Here is a 16,365-nt window from a genome sequence, read left to right as displayed (position 1 = left end):
GCACGGCCCGGCAGGGCGCACCGCGACGCGCGGGCCCGCCGGGCGCGGGGCCGCGGGCGCGGGCACGACCAATTCAGGCGAGTGGACGGGGGCGTGGAATGGCTGCGGACACGGCGGCGGGCGCTGTGGCGGGCGGGGCGGCGGGCACGGTGACCGGATTCCGGATCCCGGAGATGTCCCTGCCCTTTCCCGGCCCGGTGCGGCGCGGCGACGCCGACCGGTTGCGGGCCGGGGTGTGCGGGTGGGCGGAGGAGCGGGGGCTGGTGGGGCCGCGCGGGCGGGCGCGGCTGGAGTCGTCCCGGCTGCTGGACCTGGGGATCGCGCTGACGGGCCGGGCGGAGCCCGAGCGGGCCGAGGTGCTCCTGGCGTGGTTCCTGTGGGTGCTGCTGCTGGACGACCGGGTGGACGACGGCCCGTGGGCGGGCGACGGGGTGCTGGCGGACTTCGCCGCCTCCGCGCTGTCGGTGCTGCGGGGCGAGCAGGAGCGGGGCGGTCCGGCCGACCCGATGCTGGTGGCGCTCGCCGAGGACCTGTGGCCGAGGACGTCGGGGCTGGCGGGAGCGGAGTGGAAGGCCCGGTTCGCCGGGCACCTGTCGCGGCACCTGACCGCGCAGTGCACGATGGTGGAGCAGCGCACGACGCGCAGGTCGCTGCGGCTGCCGGGGTACGTCGGGCTGCGCCGGGACCTGTTCGGCGCGGACGTGTTCTTCGACCTGTTCGAGGTGGTCGACGGGATCGCGCCGCCGGACGACCGCGTGACGGCGGGGTTGCGGGCGGCGGCGGCCGACGTCATCTCCTGGACCAACGACCTGTTCTCGGTGGAGAAGGACCTGGCGTTCGGCGAACGCGCGAACCTGGTGCTGCTGCTGCTGAGCGAGCGGAACGCTGGAACGCTCCAGGAGGCGGTGGACCAAGCGGGGACGCTGATCGCCGACCGTGCCGCCGATTTCCAGATCATCCGGCGGGGCCTGCCCCGCGGCGCGCGTGACTCGGGGCGGCTCGCCGACCGGCTGCGCCGCGCGATGCGGGCGTCGCTGGACTGGCATCGTTCGGTGCCACGATACCGGCCGCGCACGGCCGCGTCCGCCGCCGCCGCGTCCGCCGCGGCGTCGGGTTCGGGGGCGGGCGCGGTGACGCTGGGGCAGGCGGGCCTGGCGCGCGGCGCCGCGGCGTCCGGCTCGGAGATGGTCGACCCGTCGCGGACGCCGCCGAGCCTGCTGTGGCCGGAGTTCGAGCGCGACCCGTACCCGCTGTACCGGCGGCTGCGCGAGGAGTTCCCCGTCGTCCGGGACGAGCCGCTCGACGCGTGGCTGGTCAGCCGGTACGCCGATGTGAAGATGGGCCTGTCGGATCCGCGGTTCACCTCGCGGAACTACGGCTGGCAGCTCGCGCCGATGTTCGGCCGGACGGTCCTGCAGATGGAGGGCCGCGAGCACGCGGCGCACCGGTCGTTCCTGACCCCGGCGTTCCGGGGGCGGGCGCTGACGTGGCTGCGGGCGGCCGTCGAGCGCACGACCGCCGACCTGGTCGACGGCCTGGTCGCGCGGGCGCGCCGCGGTGAGCGTGAGCTGGACCTGGTGGAGGGGTTCTGTCATCGCCTGCCGATCGCGGTGGTGGTGACGGCGCTCGGGCTGCCGGTCGCGGACGCGCCGCTGTTCCAGGACTGGTACCAGGCGGGGTTCTCCTACCTGAGCAACTACCGGCAGGATCCGGCGACGCTGGAGCGCGGCATGTCCGCCCGGGACGAGCTGTACGCCTATCTCGCCCCGTACGTGGCGCGGCGGCGGATCGCGCCGGGCCGGGACCTGCTGTCGGTGCTGTGCACGGCGGAGGTGGAGGGCGCTCCGCTGCCGGACGACATGGTGCTGGGCTTCTGCGGGATGCTGCTGGGCGCGGGCGGCGAGAGCACCGACAAGGGGATGCGGTCGCTGCTGGCGAACCTCCTGGACCATCCGGGGCAGCTGGCCGCGATGCGCGCCGCGCCGGACGGGCTGGCGTCGGCGTGGGTGGAGACGCTGCGCCGGGATCCGCCGGTGCAGGTGGTGCTGCGGCAGACCGAGGAGGCGGTGGACCTGCCGTCCGGGCGGGTGCCGGGCGGCGCGACGGTGGCGTGCCTGGTCGGCGCGGCGGGCCGTGACCCCGAGCGGTTCCCCGACCCGGACCGGTTCGATCCGTCCCGGCTGGCCGACGACCCGGACCGGCAGTTCACGGCGGCGGCCGGGCATCTGGCGTTCGGCGCGGGACGGCATTTCTGCCTGGGTTCGCAGCTGGCGCGCGCCGAGGCGGAGGTCGGGATCCGGGCGCTGCTGGAGGCGTTCCCGCGCATGCGCTGGGCGGACGGTTTCCGTCCGCAGTACGGCGGCCTGCTCACCCGCGCGCCGGAGCGGCTGATGGTCGCCCTGCGCTGATCCCCCTGCAGTGATCCCCTGCGCTGATTGTGCTGGTCAGGCTCGTTGGGGAGTTTGTGTGCCCGGCGGTGGCCGGGATGTTTCGAGGTTCGGCGAAACGTCCGCAGGCGACCCTGGGGCGCATGAGCTCCCCTACTGATGTCCGCCCTCAGACAGGGGCGGTGGCCGGTGGTGTTCGGCGGCGGGCGGCGCTGGCCGTGGTGTGCGCCGGGATGTTCCTGGTGCTGCTGGACGTCACGATCGTCAACGTCACGCTGCCCGGGATCGGGCGGGCGCTCGGCACGGGCCTGGCCGGGATGCAGGGCGTGGTGGACGGGTACGCGGTGGCGGTCGCGGGTCTGCTGCTGGGCGGCGGCGCGCTGGGCGACCGGTTCGGGTACCGGCGGACGCTGGTGGCGGGGCTGGTGCTGTTCGGCGCGGCGTCGCTGGCGTGCGGGCTGGCGTCCGGGCCGGGGTCGCTGATCGCGGCGCGGGCGGTGCAGGGGGCGGGTGCGGCGTTGCTGTTGCCGGGGAGCCTGGCGGCGGTGACCCGGATGTTCCCGGATCCGGTGGAGCAGGCGCGGGCGCTGGGGGCGTGGGCGGCGGTGTCGTCGACGGCGCTGCCCGCGGGGCCGCTGCTGGGCGGGCTGCTGGTGGACGGTCCCGGCTGGCGGTGGATCTTCCTGGTGAACGTGCCGATCGTCGTGGCGGGGATCGTGGGCGTCCTGCTGCTGGTCACGCCCGACGCGTCTGATGCGTTCGGTGGGGTGGGGCGAGGGCGGGGGCGGATGGATGTGGCGGGGCTGATGCTCGCGCCGGTCACGCTCGGCGCGCTGGTGTGGGCGGTGATCCGGCTCGGGCACGGGGACGGGGCCGGGGCACTGGCGGCGGCGGGCGCGGCGGCCGCCGGCGCGGTGGCGCTGGTGCTGGTGGAGCGGCGGGCGGTCCGTCCGCTGTTCCCGCCCAGGTTGGTGCGGGCGCCGGCGTTCCTCGGCGCGAACTGGGTGTCGCTGGTGATGAACCTGGTCACCAACGGGACGCTGTTCGTGGTGACGTTGCAGCTCCAGCAGGTGCAGGGCCGGTCGGCGCTCGCCGCCGGGGTGATGCTGCTGCCGATGGCGGTCCCGCTGGTGCTGCTGGCGCCGGTGAGCGGCGCGCTCAACGCGCGTTTCGGGCCGCGGCTGCCGGTCCGGGCGGGGATCGTGATCGCGTTGCTCGGCGCTCCGGGGCTGCTGTTCGCCGGTCCGGACGCCCCGTACGCGGTGCTCGTGCCGACGCTGCTGGCGATCGGGATCGGGGACGGGCTGATCGTCGCGGCGGCGGTGTCGGCGGCGATGCGGACCGCGCCGTCCGGGCTGGCGGGCCTGGCGGGCGGATTCAACAACACCGCGCGGCAGGTCGGCACGGCGCTCGGCGCGGCGGTGTTCGGCTCGGTCGCGGGTCCTCCGCTGCACGCGGCGGCGTTCGCGGGCGGGCTGCACGCGCTGGCCTGGGCGAGCCTCGCGCTGTGGCTGGCGGCGCTCGCGGGGACGGCTCTCATCCGCCTCTGAACCGGTCGCGGAGGGGCGGCGGCGCGACCGGGGGGCCGGTAGGCGAAAACGGCTTGGCCGCCCTCGATCATGCCGGTACAACATGGGACATGTTGCACAAGTACCCGCGCACCCGGCACCTTCAGGGGTCCCGGCTGCAGCCGGGCGACCACGACCTGTCGGCCGCGCCGTTCAGCGAACTGGCGGGCCGGTACCTGGTCGTGGAGGAGAAGCTGGACGGCGCGAACGCCGGGATCAGCTTCTCCACCTCCGGTGAGCTGCGGCTGCAGAGCCGCGGGCACTTCCTGACCGGCGGACCGCGCGAGCGGCAGTTCGCGCCGCTGAAGGCGTGGGCGGCGTCCGTCCAGCACGCGCTGTGGCCGAGGCTGCGGGACCGGTACGTGATGTACGGCGAGTGGCTGTACGCCAAGCACACCGTCTTCTACGACGCGCTCCCCCACTACTTCTGCGAGTTCGACATCCTCGACCAGCACGACGGGACGTTCCTGTCGACCGCCGAGCGGCGCGCGCTCCTGGACGGCACGCCCGTGGTGTCGGTGCCGGTCCTGCGGACGGGCCAGGTGTCGGACCTGAAGGAACTGACGGAGCTGGTCGGGCCGTCCACGTGCCGGACGCCGCGGTGGCGCGAGGCGCTCCGGGACGCCGCGACGGCGACCGGCGCGGACCCCGACCGGGTCGCCGCCGAGACCGACACCGCCGAGGAGATGGAGGGCCTCTACCTGAAGGTGGAGGAGGACGGGCGGACCGTCGGCCGCTACAAGTGGGTGCGGGCGGGCTTCCTCACGGCGATCCTGGACGCGGGGACGCACTGGCAGGACCGTCCGATCGTCGCCAACGGCCTGGCCGACCCGGAGGTGCTGTATGCGGGTATGGGCTGAGCTGTGCCCGGCGCCGCCGTCCTGGACGGTGCCGTGGGACGCGATCGTCGAGATGTTCGCGTGGGCCCGGCGGCTGGAGGGCGTGCCGCAGGACGCCGTCCACCACGCCGAGGGTGACGTCGCGACGCACACGCGCATGGCGTGCGAGGCGCTCGCGGCGTCGGCGGAGTGGCGGGCGCGTCCGGAGGACGAGCGGCGGCGGCTGTTCGCGGCCGTCCTCATGCACGACGTCGCCAAGCCGGACTGCACACGGCACGAGGACGACGGGTCGATCACCGCGCACGGGCATTCGCGGCGCGGTGACCTGATGGTGCGGCGGATCCTGTGGGAGCTGGGCGCGCCGGTCTCCTGGCGGGAGCACGTGGCGGCGCTGGTCCGGCACCACCAGGTGCCGTTCTGGGCGCTGGAGCGTCCCGACCTGCGGCAGATCGCGTTCCGGGTGAGCCTGCTGGCGCGCAACGACGACCTGGTGCTGCTCGCGACCGCCGACATCCTCGGCCGGATCTGCGGCGACACGGGCGAGGTGCTGGAGAACATCGCCCTGTACCGGGAGTACTGCGCCGAGCAGCGCTGCCTGGACGTGCCGCGCGTGTTCCCGTCCGACCACGCGCGGTTCTGGTTCTTCCGCCGTCCGGACCGGGATCCGGACTGGGCGGCCTATGACGACACGCGCTGCGCGGTGACGGTCCTGTCGGGGCTTCCGGGGGTCGGGAAGGACCACTGGATCGCGGCGAACCGGCCGGGGCTGCCGGTGGTGAGCCTGGACGCGCTGCGGGCGGAGCTGGGCGTCCCGCCGACCGGTGACCAGCGTCCGGTCGCGGCGGCCGCGCAGGAGCGGGCGCGGGTGCACCTGCGGGCGGGCGAGTCGTTCGTGTGGAACGCCACGAACGTGTCGCGGCAGCTGCGCGGGCAGGCGATCGGGCTGGTCGCGGACTACCGGGGACGGGTGGAGGTCGCGGCGCTGGAGGCCGCGCCGGGGGTGCTGCGCGCCCGCAACCGGGCCCGTCCCGCGCCGGTGCCGGACGGGGTGATCGACCGGCTCGTCCGGCGGTGGGAGACGCCCGACCCGACCGAGGCGCACCGGGTGGACTGGATCGCGACGGACTGACGCCCGGGCCCCTCGGCGGGGGCGCCGCGGGGTAGGGGACGTGATCGGGAATTCCCTGTCGCGCCTCTGGTTGGGCGACCATAGGATCGGCGGATGTTGAAGCCCGTATATCCGATCCGGACCGAACGCCTGGATCTGCGGCCGTTCCGCGACGAGGACCTCGGCGCGCTGTACGCCTACCAGTCGCTTCCGGAGGTGGCCCGGTTCCTGTACTGGGAGCCGCGGTCGCTGGAGGAGTCGCGGTCGTTCCTGCGGGAGAAGCAGGCGGCGGACGGCTGGGAGCGGGAGGGCGACTGGCTGGCGCTGGCCGTGGTGTGGCGGGAGCGCGCCGAGGTGATCGGCGAGATCAACCTCCAGTGGAGCAGCCGCCAGGACGGCAGCGGCGAGATCGGGTACATCTTCAACCCGGCCTACCACGGCAAGGGGTTCGCGACGGAGGCGTCGCGGGCGGTGCTGCGGCTGGCGTTCGAGGAGGCGGGTCTGCACCGGGTGGTCGGCCGGCTGGACGCGCGCAACGACGCGTCCGCGCGGGTGCTGGAGCGGCTGGGGATGCGGCGCGAGGCGCTGCTGGTGGAGAACGAGTTCGTCAAGGGCGAGTGGGCCAGCGAGTTGGTGTACGCGATGCTGCGCCGCGAGTGGGACGAGCAGGCCACCGCCCGCACGTGAACCACCGCCCGCACGTGGGCCGCCGCTCGTAGGTGGGTCGCCGCCCGCAGATGACGCGCGGGCCCGGGGTCACTGGACGGCGCCGTCCGGTGCCGGTTCCTCCACCGGCCGGTCCGCGCGTTCGCGTGGGGCGGGGACGGCGGGGCGGGGTCCGCGGCCGATGAAGGCGCGGCCGGCGGAGCCGAGGACGATCCCGAGGCCCCATCCGGCGATCGCGTCGGTGGGCCAGTGGTAACCGAGCGTGACGACGGCGACGGCCACGGTGGCGATCAGGGCGTGCACGGCGATCCACCAGCGGCGGGAGGCGTGCAGGAGCGCGGCGGCCACGGTGAGGCAGGCGGCGGAGTTGGCGGCGTGCCCGGACGGGTACGACAGGTAACCGTCGGTGAACAGGTGGTCGGCGCCGGTGCGGGGCGAGGTGCGGGCGAAGGCGACCTGGGCGGCGCGGATGACGGCCTCGGTGCCGACCAGCCAGATCCCGGCGCGGACGGCCGTCCAGAGGCTGCGGCGGCGCCAGGCGGTGAGCAGGGCGACGACGCCGACGATCGTCCCGACGAGCCAGTACTGGCCGCCGTTGACCAGGGTGCGCCAGATCCAGTGCCAGGCTCCGGTGCGGGGTGGCAGGCCGTCCTCGAACACCCGGGTGTCGGCGTGGCGGAGCAGGCCGTCGGCCAGCACGTCGAGTGTGGTGGCGACGGCGACGGTCATCGCCAGGAGCGGCAGCACCCAGGTCCGCGCAGCGCGGCCAGGAAGGTGCCCGCCCCCCGATCGGAGCACCTGCATGCTCCGATCCTGCCTCATCTTCCGAGGTGAGAGGGCCTGACAGGCCGGAGCCGCACGGTTTCGGCACAGGCTCGGCACATGATTCTCGTCACCGGCGGGCCGGGCGCGGGGGCGGCGGCGGGGCCCGGCGCGGACGTCCGCGCCGGGCCCGTTCGCTCATGCGGGCGGGGTCATGCGGGCAAGGTCATTTGCGGGGGTAGTCCAGGCCGTACCCGAAGGGGTAGAGGGTCTGGCCGGGGTTCCCGGCGGCGGGGATGGCGACGGGCAGGCGTCCCTGGGGGCGGTTGGCGCCGAACAGGGTCGCGGCGGCGGCGCGCAGGGCGTCGGGCGTGTAGGAGTAGGTGGCCAGGTAGGCGGGGGCATCGGGGAAGGCGTTGATGTCGTAGGCGTCGCGGACGGCGAGGACGACGACGGGCCTGCCCGTGGCGATGAGCGCCTTGACCAGGTCGGCCTGGCCAGGGCCGTTGTGGCCGTCGGCGGTGGAGGTGTCCCAGGCGCGGTTGGTGACCACGACGGTGAGGTCGTGGTCGCGGGCCGCGGCGGCGGCGGCCGCGATGGCCGCGGGGCCGGGGCTGAGGCCGGTGTCGTGGGCGGCGGCGGTCGTGCCGTACTTGCCGATCTCGGTGGCCAGGGTCGCGGTGGTGCTCGTCCCCCAGCCGGTGACGTAGACGCTGCGCGGGCCGGGGGTCAGGGGCAGGGTGCCGCCGCCGGGCTGCGGGTCGTTCTTGACCAGGGTGGTGGTGCGGTCGGTGGCGCGGCGCGCGGTGGCGAGGTGGCCGGGCGTCCCGACGACGGCGCCGACGCGGGACTCGTCGACGTAGGGGGCGCGGAACAGGCCGCGGCGCTGTTTGAGGTCCAGGACGCGGTAGACGGACTGGTCGATGCGGTCCTGGCTGAGCTCGCCGTCGCGGACGGCGTTCACGACGGCGTCGAGCTGGGTGGCGAACTGCCCGGCGGGCGGCTTGAGCAGGACGTCCACGCCCGCCTTGAGGGCCAGGACGGGGATCCGGTCGTCGCCGTACTTGTCGCGGACGCCCTGCATGTCGAGCGCGTCGGTGATCACCAGGCCCCGGTAGTGAAGCTGGTCGCGCAGGATGCCGGTGACGATCGGGTGGGACAGGGTCGCGGGGTCGCCGGAGGGGTCCAGGGCGGGCACGACCAGGTGCCCGGTCATGATCGAGTCGGCGCCGGCGGCGATCGCGGCCTTGAACGGCGGCAGGTCGGTGCTCTCCCACTGGGCGCGGGTGTGGCGGATGACCGGGACGCCGGTGTGGCTGTCGGTGTCGGCGTCGCCGTGGCCGGGGAAGTGCTTGGCGGTCGCGGTGAGGTTCGCCGAGCGGTAGCCGCCGAGCTGGGCGGTGACCATCCGCGCCACCAGGGCGGGGTCGGAGCCGAAGGACCGGACGCCGATCACCGGGTTGGCGGGGTTGACGTTGACGTCGGAGTCGGGCGCGTAGTCCGTGTCGACGCCGATGGCGCGCAGTTCGGTGCCGGTGATGCGGGCCAGGGCGCGGGCGTCGGCGGGGCGGCGTCCGGCGGCCAGGGCCATCGCGCCGGGCTGCTGGGTGGCGGGGGCGCCGACGCGGGCGACGATGCCGCCCTCCTGGTCGATCGCGATGGTCGCGGGGACGCCGTGCCCGGCGCCGCGGGCGGCGCGCTGGATGCCGTTGGAGAACGCGGCGAGCTGCTGGGGGCTCGTGACGTTGTTGCCGTAGTAGATGATGCCGCCGGGCTGGTCGCGGGCGATGAGCTGGGCGGCGTTGTCGACCCCGTAGAGCGCGCGGTTGGCGGCGACGTCGGCGGGGTCGGTGGTGTCGGCGGACATGCCGTAGATCTGCACGACGAACAGCTGGGCGGCCTTCTGCCGCAGCGTCATGGAGTCGATGAGCCTCATCAGGCGGGGGTCGCGCCCCTGGGTGGTGCTCGTGCGCGCGGGGGCCGCGGCGTGGGCGGAGGTGGCGGCGGCGAGGGGTGTCGCGGCCAGCAGGGCGGCGGTGAGCGCGGCCGTGATCGGCGCGGCGCTGCAAAGCCGGGTCCAGGGCCTCGATGTGGTGCCGTGGCCCGTTGGACGCGTGGCCGTTGGACGCATGGGTGTTCTGCGCATGGACGTTCCCTTCCGCCCCCGAGAACGATCTTGCGTGGTCGTCCGCACGCTAACGGGGCGGGGGCGGCGCGTCCATGGCAGAACTCGACGAGGCCGGTCCGCCGGGGTCAGTGCGAGGGTCAGACGGGTGGTCGGGCGGGGCCTTCGCGGCGGCTTTCGGTGCGTTTCTCGGTGCGTTTCCCGGGGCGGGTGCCGGTGGGGTGGTCCTCGACGACGTCGTAGCGGCGGACGTAGGCGTCCAGGAACGCCTGGAGGCTGGCGACGAGCGGCAGGCTGAGGACGGCGCCGATCGGGCCGATGATCGCGGCCCCGGCGATGACGACGCCGAACGCGACGGCGGGGTGCATGTCGAGGGTGCGGGCGGTGATGCGCGGCTGCAGGACGTAGTTCTCGAACTGCTGGTAGGCGATGACGAACAGCAGTGTCCACAGCGCGGTCGAGGGCGCCTGGGTGAGCGCGATGAGGACGGGCGCGGCCCCGGCCAGGTAGGTCCCGACGGTGGGGATGAACTGGGACACCACGCCGACCCAGATCGCGAGGGTCAGGGCGTAGGGGACGTCCAGCAGGGTGAGGGCGGCGTAGTGGAACACCGCGGAGATCGCGGCGAGCAGGGCGCGGGAGTAGATGTAGCCGCCGGTCTTGTCGACGGCGATCGTCCAGGCGCGCAGGACGTGCCGCTGGCGTCGCGGGGGCAGCAGGGAGCAGACCGTCCGCCGGAACCGGGGGCCCTCGGCGGAGAGGTAGAAGGTGAACAGGAGCACGCCGAGGCCCTGGAACAGCACGCCGAGCGTGGTCACCCCGATCCCCCACACGTTCCCGGCGAGGCCCGACAGGTGTTTGGACAGCTCGCCGCTGACGGCGGGGATCTTGCCGACCAGGGTGTGCCGGGACAGCCGCGCTCCGAACGACCGGTTGATCCAGTCGATGACCTGGTCGGCGTACCGGGGGGCGTTGTCGACCAGGGTGGTGGTCTGCTTGATCACGACCGAGCCGAGGGCGACGACGAACCCGAGGACCAGGACGGTGAGGAGCACGAACATCAGGCCGGTGGCCAGGCCGCGCCGCCAGCCGCGGGCGGCGAGCCAGTTCACGCCGGGTTCGATCGCGAACGCCAGGAACAGCGAGATGACCAGGAGGAGGAGCAGGCCGCGCAGCCGGTCCAGGAGCCACAGGCCGGCGCCGAACGCGACGACGGTCGCGGCGGCGAGGACGAACGCGCGGGGCAGCCAGGGCGGCATCCCCTGCCGGTCGCCGCGCACGCCGCCGTCGCCGCGCTTGCCGCCGCCGGTGCTCCCGGTTCCGCCGGTGGCCGGGGCGGGCGCGTGGTCGTGGGACGCGTCGTCCGGCGGGGGCGCGGGGCTGCTCTCGGCGCGGTCGGCCGTGTCAGCGGCGGCGGCTGCGCCAGCGGTGGTGGGGTTGGCCGGTTCGGCGCTTTCGGCGGGGTCGTCGTCCGCGCCGGGGGCGGGGGTCTGCGCCATGGCTGGACGCTAACGGCGGGGCGCGGGCCGTCCGGTGGGGCGCGGCGCGGGCGGGGCGAGCCTTTGCCGTCGTTTCGCGCTGCCCTTGCGCATGCGGCGTGTGAACGTCCGGGGGTGTGGGGTCAGGGGGTGGTGGGGTGGTCGGCGGCGGCGCTGCTGAGGTGGTCGCCGAAGGTCCGGCGGGGTTCGCCGTCGTCCGGGCCTTCCAGGTCACGGGCTCGGGGGGCGCCGGCGGGGAGGGCGTTGGCGAGGGGTTTGACGGCGTAGTCGCCGATGCCGTGTTCGAGCAGGTCGAAGGCGTGGTCGGCGGCGGCGTGGACGCTGTCGCGCATCTCCTCGAGGGTCTCGCCGGCGATCTTGCGTCCGGAGATCTCGTTCACCAGCGTCCGCTGCGCGGTCATGATCATGGCGGCGACGATCCGGGGGGTGACGTCGTCGGGGTCGGCGCCGGTCTCGTCGGCGAGGACGCGGGCGAGCACGTCCTGGGAGGCCTGGCCGATCTCGCGCTGGCGGGCCGTCAAGGCCTGGCTGTCGCGGATGGTGCGGGCCCAGGTCTCGGCGCCCTCGTGGAAGCCGGTCTGGGACGAGCCCTGTTCGAGGCCCTCGAGGAACGAGCGGCGGTAGAACGCGACGGCGGACTCGCCGGGGCGGCGGGCGCGGAAGGCCTCGGCGACCTTGGCGACGATCTCGTCCTGCCGGTCGAAGAACAGGTCCTCCTTGGTGTGGAAGTAGTTGAAGACCGTGTTCACCGACACGTCGGCGCTGCGGGCGACGTCGGCGATGGTGACGTTGTCGAAGCCCCGCATCATGAACAGCCCGGTGGCGATGTCGGAGATCCGCCGCCGGGTCTCGCGCTTCTTGCGTTCCCGCAGGCCGAGCGGGGGTTCTGCGGTCTGCTGCGGGCCGTCCTGCGCGGTCTGGTCACCCATGGTGGACATTCTAGGCGCTCGGGTGTCACTGAAAACTTGGTGTGACTGCAAAATTGGGGTTACTCTAGCGGGGTCGTGGTGACCGCCACGGCGACCGGTTTTTCCCTTCGTCGGAGGTTTTCGTGATCGAGGCGCGCGGGCTCGCCCGCACCTTCACCGGCAAGCACGGCACCGTGGAGGCGGTACGCGGGGTGGACCTGTCGGTCGCGTCCGGGGAGGTCGTGGGGTTCCTCGGGCCGAACGGCGCCGGGAAGACCACCACATTGAGGATGCTCACCACGCTGCTGGCGCCGACCGCGGGGACGGCGACTGTCGCGGGCCGTGACCTGCGCGCCGATCCCGCCGGGGTGCGGCGCCGCATCGGGTACGTGGCGCAGGGCGGCGGCACCGACCCGTCCGTCCCGGCGCGCGAGGAGCTGGAGTTGCAGGCCCGGCTGTACGGGGTGACCGGCGCGGACGCGCGGATCGATGAGCTGGCGCGGCGGCTCGAGCTGGACGGCGACGGGCTGCTTCGGCGTCCGTCGGCGGCGATGTCGGGCGGGCAGCGCCGGCGGCTGGACATCGCGCTCGGGCTGGTGCACCGTCCGCCGCTGCTGTTCCTGGACGAGCCGACCACGGGCCTGGATCCGCAGAGCCGCGGGAACCTGTGGGAGCACATCCGGCGACTGCGCGACCGGGACGGCACGACGGTGTTCCTGACGACGCACTACCTGGACGAGGCCGACGCCTTGTGCGACCGCATCCTGATCATCGACCAGGGGCAAATCGTGGCGGAGGGCTCCCCCGCCGAGCTGAAGCGCCGGGTGTCGGGCGATGTGGTGACGGTGGAGCTGGGCGCGTCCGGCGCGTCGCCGGCGCAGGTCGCGGACCGGGCGCGGACGGCGCTGGCGGGCCATCCCGCGGTGCGCGAGGCGGTGGTGCTGAACGGGTCGCTGCGGCTGACCGTCGACGACGGCGAGCGGTCGCTGATGGGCCTGATCCGCGCCCTGGACGAGGCGGGTGTGGAACTGGCCGCGCTGCGGATGGCGCGGCCGACCCTGGACGACGTGTTCCTGACCGTGACCGGCCGTTCCCTGCGGGACGCGGCCTGACCCGGATCATTCGAGGAGAGAGTGAGCGATGGCTACGACGACGGCCGGCATCAGTACCGGCCCTGACGGTGAGCACGGTTCTGACGGCGAGCATGGCCCCGGTGGCGATGCCGGTGGAGACGGGATGGAGGCCGCGGTGGAGGCCGCGGCCGGGCGTGACGGGTTGGTCCGGACGCTGCGGGACACGCGTCTGATCTTCCTGCGCTACGTGCGGCAGGCGCTGCGGAACAAGGTGGGGGTGGTGTTCGGTCTGGTGCAGCCGCTGCTGTACCTGGTGTTGTTCGGGCCGCTGCTGAGCAAGGTCGGCGGGGTGCAGGGCGCGGGCGGCGGCAACACGTGGCGGGCGTTCGTGCCGGGCATCCTGGTGCAGCTGGCGTTGTTCGGCGCGGGTTTCGTGGGGTTCGGGCTGATCGCGGATCTGCGGTCGGGTGTGGTGGAGCGGTTGCGCGTCACGCCGGTCTCGCGGCTGGCGTTGCTGCTGGGCCGGGTCCTGCGCGACACGCTGATGCTGGTGGTCCAGGCGGTGATGCTGCTGGCGGCGAGTGTGGCGCTGGGGTTGCGGGCTCCGCTGTGGGGCATCGTGGTGGGGCTGGTGTTCGTGGCGCTGCTGGCGCTCAGCATCGCGTCGCTGTCGTATGTGCTGGCGATGGTGACGCGGGTGGAGGACGCCTTCGCGCCGCTGCTGTCGACGGTGACGCTGCCGTTGATGCTGCTGTCGGGGATCATCCTGCCGATGAGCATGGCGCCGGGCTGGCTCGACGCAGTGTCGCGTTTCACGCCGTTCCGGTATGTGGTGGACGCGGCGCGGGCGGCGTTCCGCGGTGACTTCTCCTCGGCGCCGGTTCTGGAGGGTGCGGGGGTGACCGTGGCGCTGGCGGTGGTGTCGGTGGCGCTCGGCGCGCACCGGTTCCGCAAGGAGAACGCCTGAGGTTCGTCCGCGTCCGCGTCTGACGAGCGACGGGGCCTCGGAGCGGACCCGGCCGGGACGGACGCCAGAGGGCACGGCACGCATGGCACCGGTGCCCTCTGGCGTCCGTCCCCGAGCCGGTGGTCGCCTTCGCCCGGCCCTCTCACGGCCCGCCCTGCGCACCACTCCGCACCCCATGCCTTAGGCGGTCGGGCGGCCGGGCGATCAGGTGGGGGTGTCGGCCGGGACTGCGGGGGCCGGGCTGGGTGCGGGTGGGAGTGCTTCGGGGTGGAGGGTGTCGGAGGGGGTGGGGGTGGTGGCGACGGAGCGTTGGGCGAGGTAGGCGCCGGTGAGGACGATGGCGCCGCCGAGGAGCTGGACGGGGGTGAGGTGCTCGTCGAGGACGATCCAGGCGATGAGGGTGGCGGCGACGGCCTCGGTGTAGGAGAGGGCTCCGGCGACCTGGGCGGAGAGGCGGTGGACGGCGGCGTTGCCGGCGATGTAGGCCAGGACGGTGCTGACGCCGATGATCCATGCGGCGAGGGCCCAGCCGGGGGCGGTGCGTCCGGCGATGGGGACGGGGTCGGCGAGGACGTGCCAGGGCATCGTCCAGGGCAGGGCGGGGAGGGTGAGCAGGGCGGCGGCGACGATGCCGCCGGCGGCGTTGGTGACCAGGGGGTCGACGGCGTCGCCCATGCGGTCGAGCAGGAGGAAGTAGGCGGCCTGGCAGGCGGCGGCGCCGAGTCCGGCGGCGAGGCCGAGGGCGTCGAGGCGCAGGCCGTCCCAGACCTGGACGACCAGGACGAGGCCGACCATCGCGACGGCGACGCCCTGGCCCGCGGTGCGGCGGACGGGTGTGCGGCGGACCAGGCGCATCCACAGCAGGACGAGGACGGGCCCGCAGAACTCCAGCAGGATCGCGACGCCGACGGGCAGGCGTGAGGCGGCGAGGAAGTAGAGGCCCTGGCATCCGGCGATCGCGGCGACGCCGTAGGCGACGAGCGGGGCGAGGTGGGCGCGCGCGGTCGTCCACGCGCGCCGTCCGCGGACGGCGGCGGCCAGGACGGTGAGGACGAGGGCGGCGCCGGCGATCCGCATCCACACGGCCTGGAGGGGGCTGAGCCCGGCTTCGATGAGGGCCTTGCCGAAGGGCCCCGATCCTCCGAAGCAGACCGACGAGAAGACGATCAGTGCCAGTCCGCCCGCGCGGGTGCGTCCCGCGGCGGTTCCGGGGTTCCCCAATTTCGGTGTCCTCCCACCCTCGGTTTCAGGAGCATCGTGGCATAACGCTCCTTACGTGTCGATGGTGATGTTCCTCCCGTTCGGTCGTCGGAGGACTACTATTCGCGGGGTGAACTTGCAGGCATCGGGGACCGGATCGGGCGGATACGGCGCAGGCGGGGAGGCGGGCGGGGGCGGCGGTGACCTGTTCACCGCCGTCGAGGGGAACGTCCGGGAGCTGGTGGCCTCGCCGTGGTGGGCGTCGGCGCCGCCCCAGCAGCGCGCCGAGCAGATCGTCGCGCGGATGCTGTGGGGCGCGGGCGAGTGGTGGCTGTACGGGGCGTGGGGGCGCTGGTACCGGTGCGGCCTGGACGGCAGCTGGCATCCGTGCCCGCCGCCGTCCGACCCGGCCTCGCGGAACGCCGCGATGCCCGCGCCGCGCGGCGCGGGGAACCCGCCCGTCCCGCCGCAGCTGTTCCCGACCGGCCCGGACCTGGCCGCCGGACGCATGGTGTCGGCGGGGTTCCTCGGGCCCGTCCCCGACACCGCGGTCGTCGCGCGGATCTCGCAGGCGCTGACGACGGCCCTGGCCGTGGACCCGGCGCAGTTCCAGCAGCACGACCCGATGTTCCAGCCGGGCACGCCGTCCACGGTCGCCGCCGCGTGGGGGGCGCTGCTGTGGTGCGCGGGCGCTCCGGTCGCGCTGACCGAGCATCCGCTGATCGAGTCGTTCGTGCCGTTCCTGACCACGCCCGCCGACCGCCTGCATTGGATGATGCCGCCGGACTTCTCGACGCTGGCGGGGTACTACGCGTCCCGGCTGGTCATGGGGGACGGCGCGGGCGCGGCGCACGTCGTGCGCGTGATGTACGAGGTCGCGGCGGGCCTGGCGGGCGACGCGCGGTTCCGTCCGGGCGCGGACGCGCTCGCGGCGGTCACCGCGGCGTCGCTGCGCATGGTCCCGCAGGACCTGGCGACCGCCCGGTACGGGCAGCAGGCGGTGCTGGCGGAGTGGCGGCGTCGTTGCCCGGCCGAGCACGCGATCCCGATGATGCGGGACGCCGCGCCGGGCGAGCATCTGCGGCTCGCGCTGTACGACCTGCAGCAGACCGTGGCGGAGCTGGCGGGCGACGCGCTGCCCGGCGTCGGCGGAGGGCTCGGCGGGCCGGGCGCGACGCAGGGCGCGGGCATGCCGGGGATGACCGGGGGGACGTCGGCGGCGGGGCGCCGCCACGACGCGGTGCGCCGCGCGGGCGTCGCGCT

At 74.4% G+C, this 16,365-nt stretch carries 13 protein-coding genes; 8 read left to right on the top strand and 5 right to left on the bottom strand.

The annotated features are described in order from the left end of the window. Positions 1-98: 98 nt before the first annotated feature. The 5 genes from EBO15_RS39135 (at position 99) to EBO15_RS39115 (ending at position 6,589) form a co-directional block, all read left to right on the top strand. Positions 99-2,408: a cytochrome P450 gene (locus EBO15_RS39135; protein ID WP_267898460.1), complete on the top strand. Its 2,310-nt coding sequence runs from the start codon at positions 99-101 to the stop codon at positions 2,406-2,408. 161 nt (positions 2,409-2,569) lie between these two features. Further along, on the top strand, positions 2,570-3,937 hold the full coding sequence (locus tag EBO15_RS39130) for an MFS transporter (protein WP_233616770.1): 1,368 nt from the start codon (positions 2,570-2,572) through the stop codon (positions 3,935-3,937). An 89-nt stretch (positions 3,938-4,026) separates the two neighbouring features. Next, positions 4,027-4,815 carry an RNA ligase family protein gene (locus EBO15_RS39125; protein ID WP_122199522.1) on the top strand — a complete coding sequence of 263 codons (789 nt, stop codon included), beginning with the start codon at positions 4,027-4,029 and terminating at the stop codon, positions 4,813-4,815. Continuing rightward, positions 4,799-5,923 carry an AAA family ATPase gene (locus tag EBO15_RS39120; RefSeq protein WP_122199521.1) on the top strand — a complete coding sequence of 375 codons (1,125 nt, stop codon included), beginning with the start codon at positions 4,799-4,801 and terminating at the stop codon, positions 5,921-5,923. Before EBO15_RS39125 ends, EBO15_RS39120 begins: the two co-directional genes overlap by 17 nt. Positions 5,924-6,016: 93 nt before the next feature. Then, positions 6,017-6,589, top strand: coding sequence for a GNAT family N-acetyltransferase (locus EBO15_RS39115; protein ID WP_122199520.1), 573 nt, complete (start codon positions 6,017-6,019; stop codon positions 6,587-6,589). 69 nt (positions 6,590-6,658) lie between these two features. Here the strand turns inward: EBO15_RS39115 and EBO15_RS39110 are convergent, their stop codons facing one another. The 4 genes from EBO15_RS39110 to EBO15_RS39095 form a co-directional block, all read right to left on the bottom strand. Next, entirely contained in the window at positions 6,659-7,372 is a 714-nt protein-coding gene (locus EBO15_RS39110; RefSeq protein WP_122199519.1) for a phosphatase PAP2 family protein, read from the bottom strand. A gap of 184 nt (positions 7,373-7,556) precedes the next feature. Continuing rightward, the gene (locus EBO15_RS39105; protein ID WP_199745104.1) at positions 7,557-9,476 is read right to left on the bottom strand and encodes a glycoside hydrolase family 3 protein; all 1,920 of its coding nucleotides are present in this window, start codon (positions 9,474-9,476) and stop codon (positions 7,557-7,559) included. A gap of 119 nt (positions 9,477-9,595) precedes the next feature. Next, positions 9,596-10,954 (bottom strand): AI-2E family transporter, encoded by a 1,359-nt coding sequence (locus EBO15_RS39100; RefSeq protein WP_267898459.1) that lies wholly within the window; start codon positions 10,952-10,954, stop codon positions 9,596-9,598. A 122-nt stretch (positions 10,955-11,076) separates the two neighbouring features. Next, positions 11,077-11,883, bottom strand: a complete 807-nt coding sequence (locus EBO15_RS39095) for a TetR/AcrR family transcriptional regulator (RefSeq protein ID WP_122199517.1) — start codon at positions 11,881-11,883, stop codon at positions 11,077-11,079. Between the two features lie 122 nt (positions 11,884-12,005). Between EBO15_RS39095 and EBO15_RS39090 the strand changes: the two genes are divergently transcribed. Both EBO15_RS39090 and EBO15_RS39085 read left to right on the top strand, forming a co-directional pair. Further along, positions 12,006-12,974 carry an ATP-binding cassette domain-containing protein gene (locus tag EBO15_RS39090; RefSeq protein WP_122199516.1) on the top strand — a complete coding sequence of 323 codons (969 nt, stop codon included), beginning with the start codon at positions 12,006-12,008 and terminating at the stop codon, positions 12,972-12,974. A gap of 28 nt (positions 12,975-13,002) precedes the next feature. Further along, positions 13,003-13,902, top strand: a complete 900-nt coding sequence (locus tag EBO15_RS39085; protein ID WP_233616769.1) for an ABC transporter permease — start codon at positions 13,003-13,005, stop codon at positions 13,900-13,902. 204 nt (positions 13,903-14,106) lie between these two features. On the opposite strand, the gene EBO15_RS39080 is transcribed toward EBO15_RS39085, so the two are convergent. Next, the gene (locus EBO15_RS39080) at positions 14,107-15,123 is read right to left on the bottom strand and encodes an EamA family transporter (RefSeq protein ID WP_122199514.1); all 1,017 of its coding nucleotides are present in this window, start codon (positions 15,121-15,123) and stop codon (positions 14,107-14,109) included. A gap of 109 nt (positions 15,124-15,232) precedes the next feature. Here EBO15_RS39080 and EBO15_RS39075 point away from each other — a divergent pair. Further along, positions 15,233-16,365, top strand: a 1,133-nt coding sequence (locus EBO15_RS39075) for a hypothetical protein (RefSeq protein ID WP_122199513.1), incomplete at its 3' end; no start/stop codon positions are given.

Origin of the sequence: Actinomadura harenae (assembly GCF_003696215.1) — a bacterium.
GTDB classification, from domain to species: domain Bacteria; phylum Actinomycetota; class Actinomycetes; order Streptosporangiales; family Streptosporangiaceae; genus Spirillospora; species Spirillospora harenae.
Note: the sequence above shows the minus strand (reverse complement) of the source record. Positions and strands in the feature narration are given on the sequence as shown.

Excerpts from the sequence above, each read along its gene's own strand:
- EBO15_RS39120 (WP_122199521.1), top strand. The coding sequence starts at position 4,799 with ATGCGGGTATGGGCTGAGCTGTGCCCGGCGCCGCCGTCCTGGACGGTG.
- EBO15_RS39085 (WP_233616769.1), top strand. The coding sequence starts at position 13,003 with ATGGCTACGACGACGGCCGGCATCAGTACCGGCCCTGACGGTGAGCAC.
- EBO15_RS39110 (WP_122199519.1), bottom strand. The coding sequence starts at position 7,372 with ATGCAGGTGCTCCGATCGGGGGGCGGGCACCTTCCTGGCCGCGCTGCG.
- EBO15_RS39095 (WP_122199517.1), bottom strand. The coding sequence starts at position 11,883 with ATGGGTGACCAGACCGCGCAGGACGGCCCGCAGCAGACCGCAGAACCC.
- EBO15_RS39115 (WP_122199520.1), top strand. The coding sequence starts at position 6,017 with ATGTTGAAGCCCGTATATCCGATCCGGACCGAACGCCTGGATCTGCGG.
- EBO15_RS39135 (WP_267898460.1), top strand. The coding sequence starts at position 99 with ATGGCTGCGGACACGGCGGCGGGCGCTGTGGCGGGCGGGGCGGCGGGC.
- EBO15_RS39125 (WP_122199522.1), top strand. The coding sequence starts at position 4,027 with ATGTTGCACAAGTACCCGCGCACCCGGCACCTTCAGGGGTCCCGGCTG.
- EBO15_RS39105 (WP_199745104.1), bottom strand. The coding sequence starts at position 9,476 with ATGCGCAGAACACCCATGCGTCCAACGGCCACGCGTCCAACGGGCCAC.
- EBO15_RS39100 (WP_267898459.1), bottom strand. The coding sequence starts at position 10,954 with ATGGCGCAGACCCCCGCCCCCGGCGCGGACGACGACCCCGCCGAAAGC.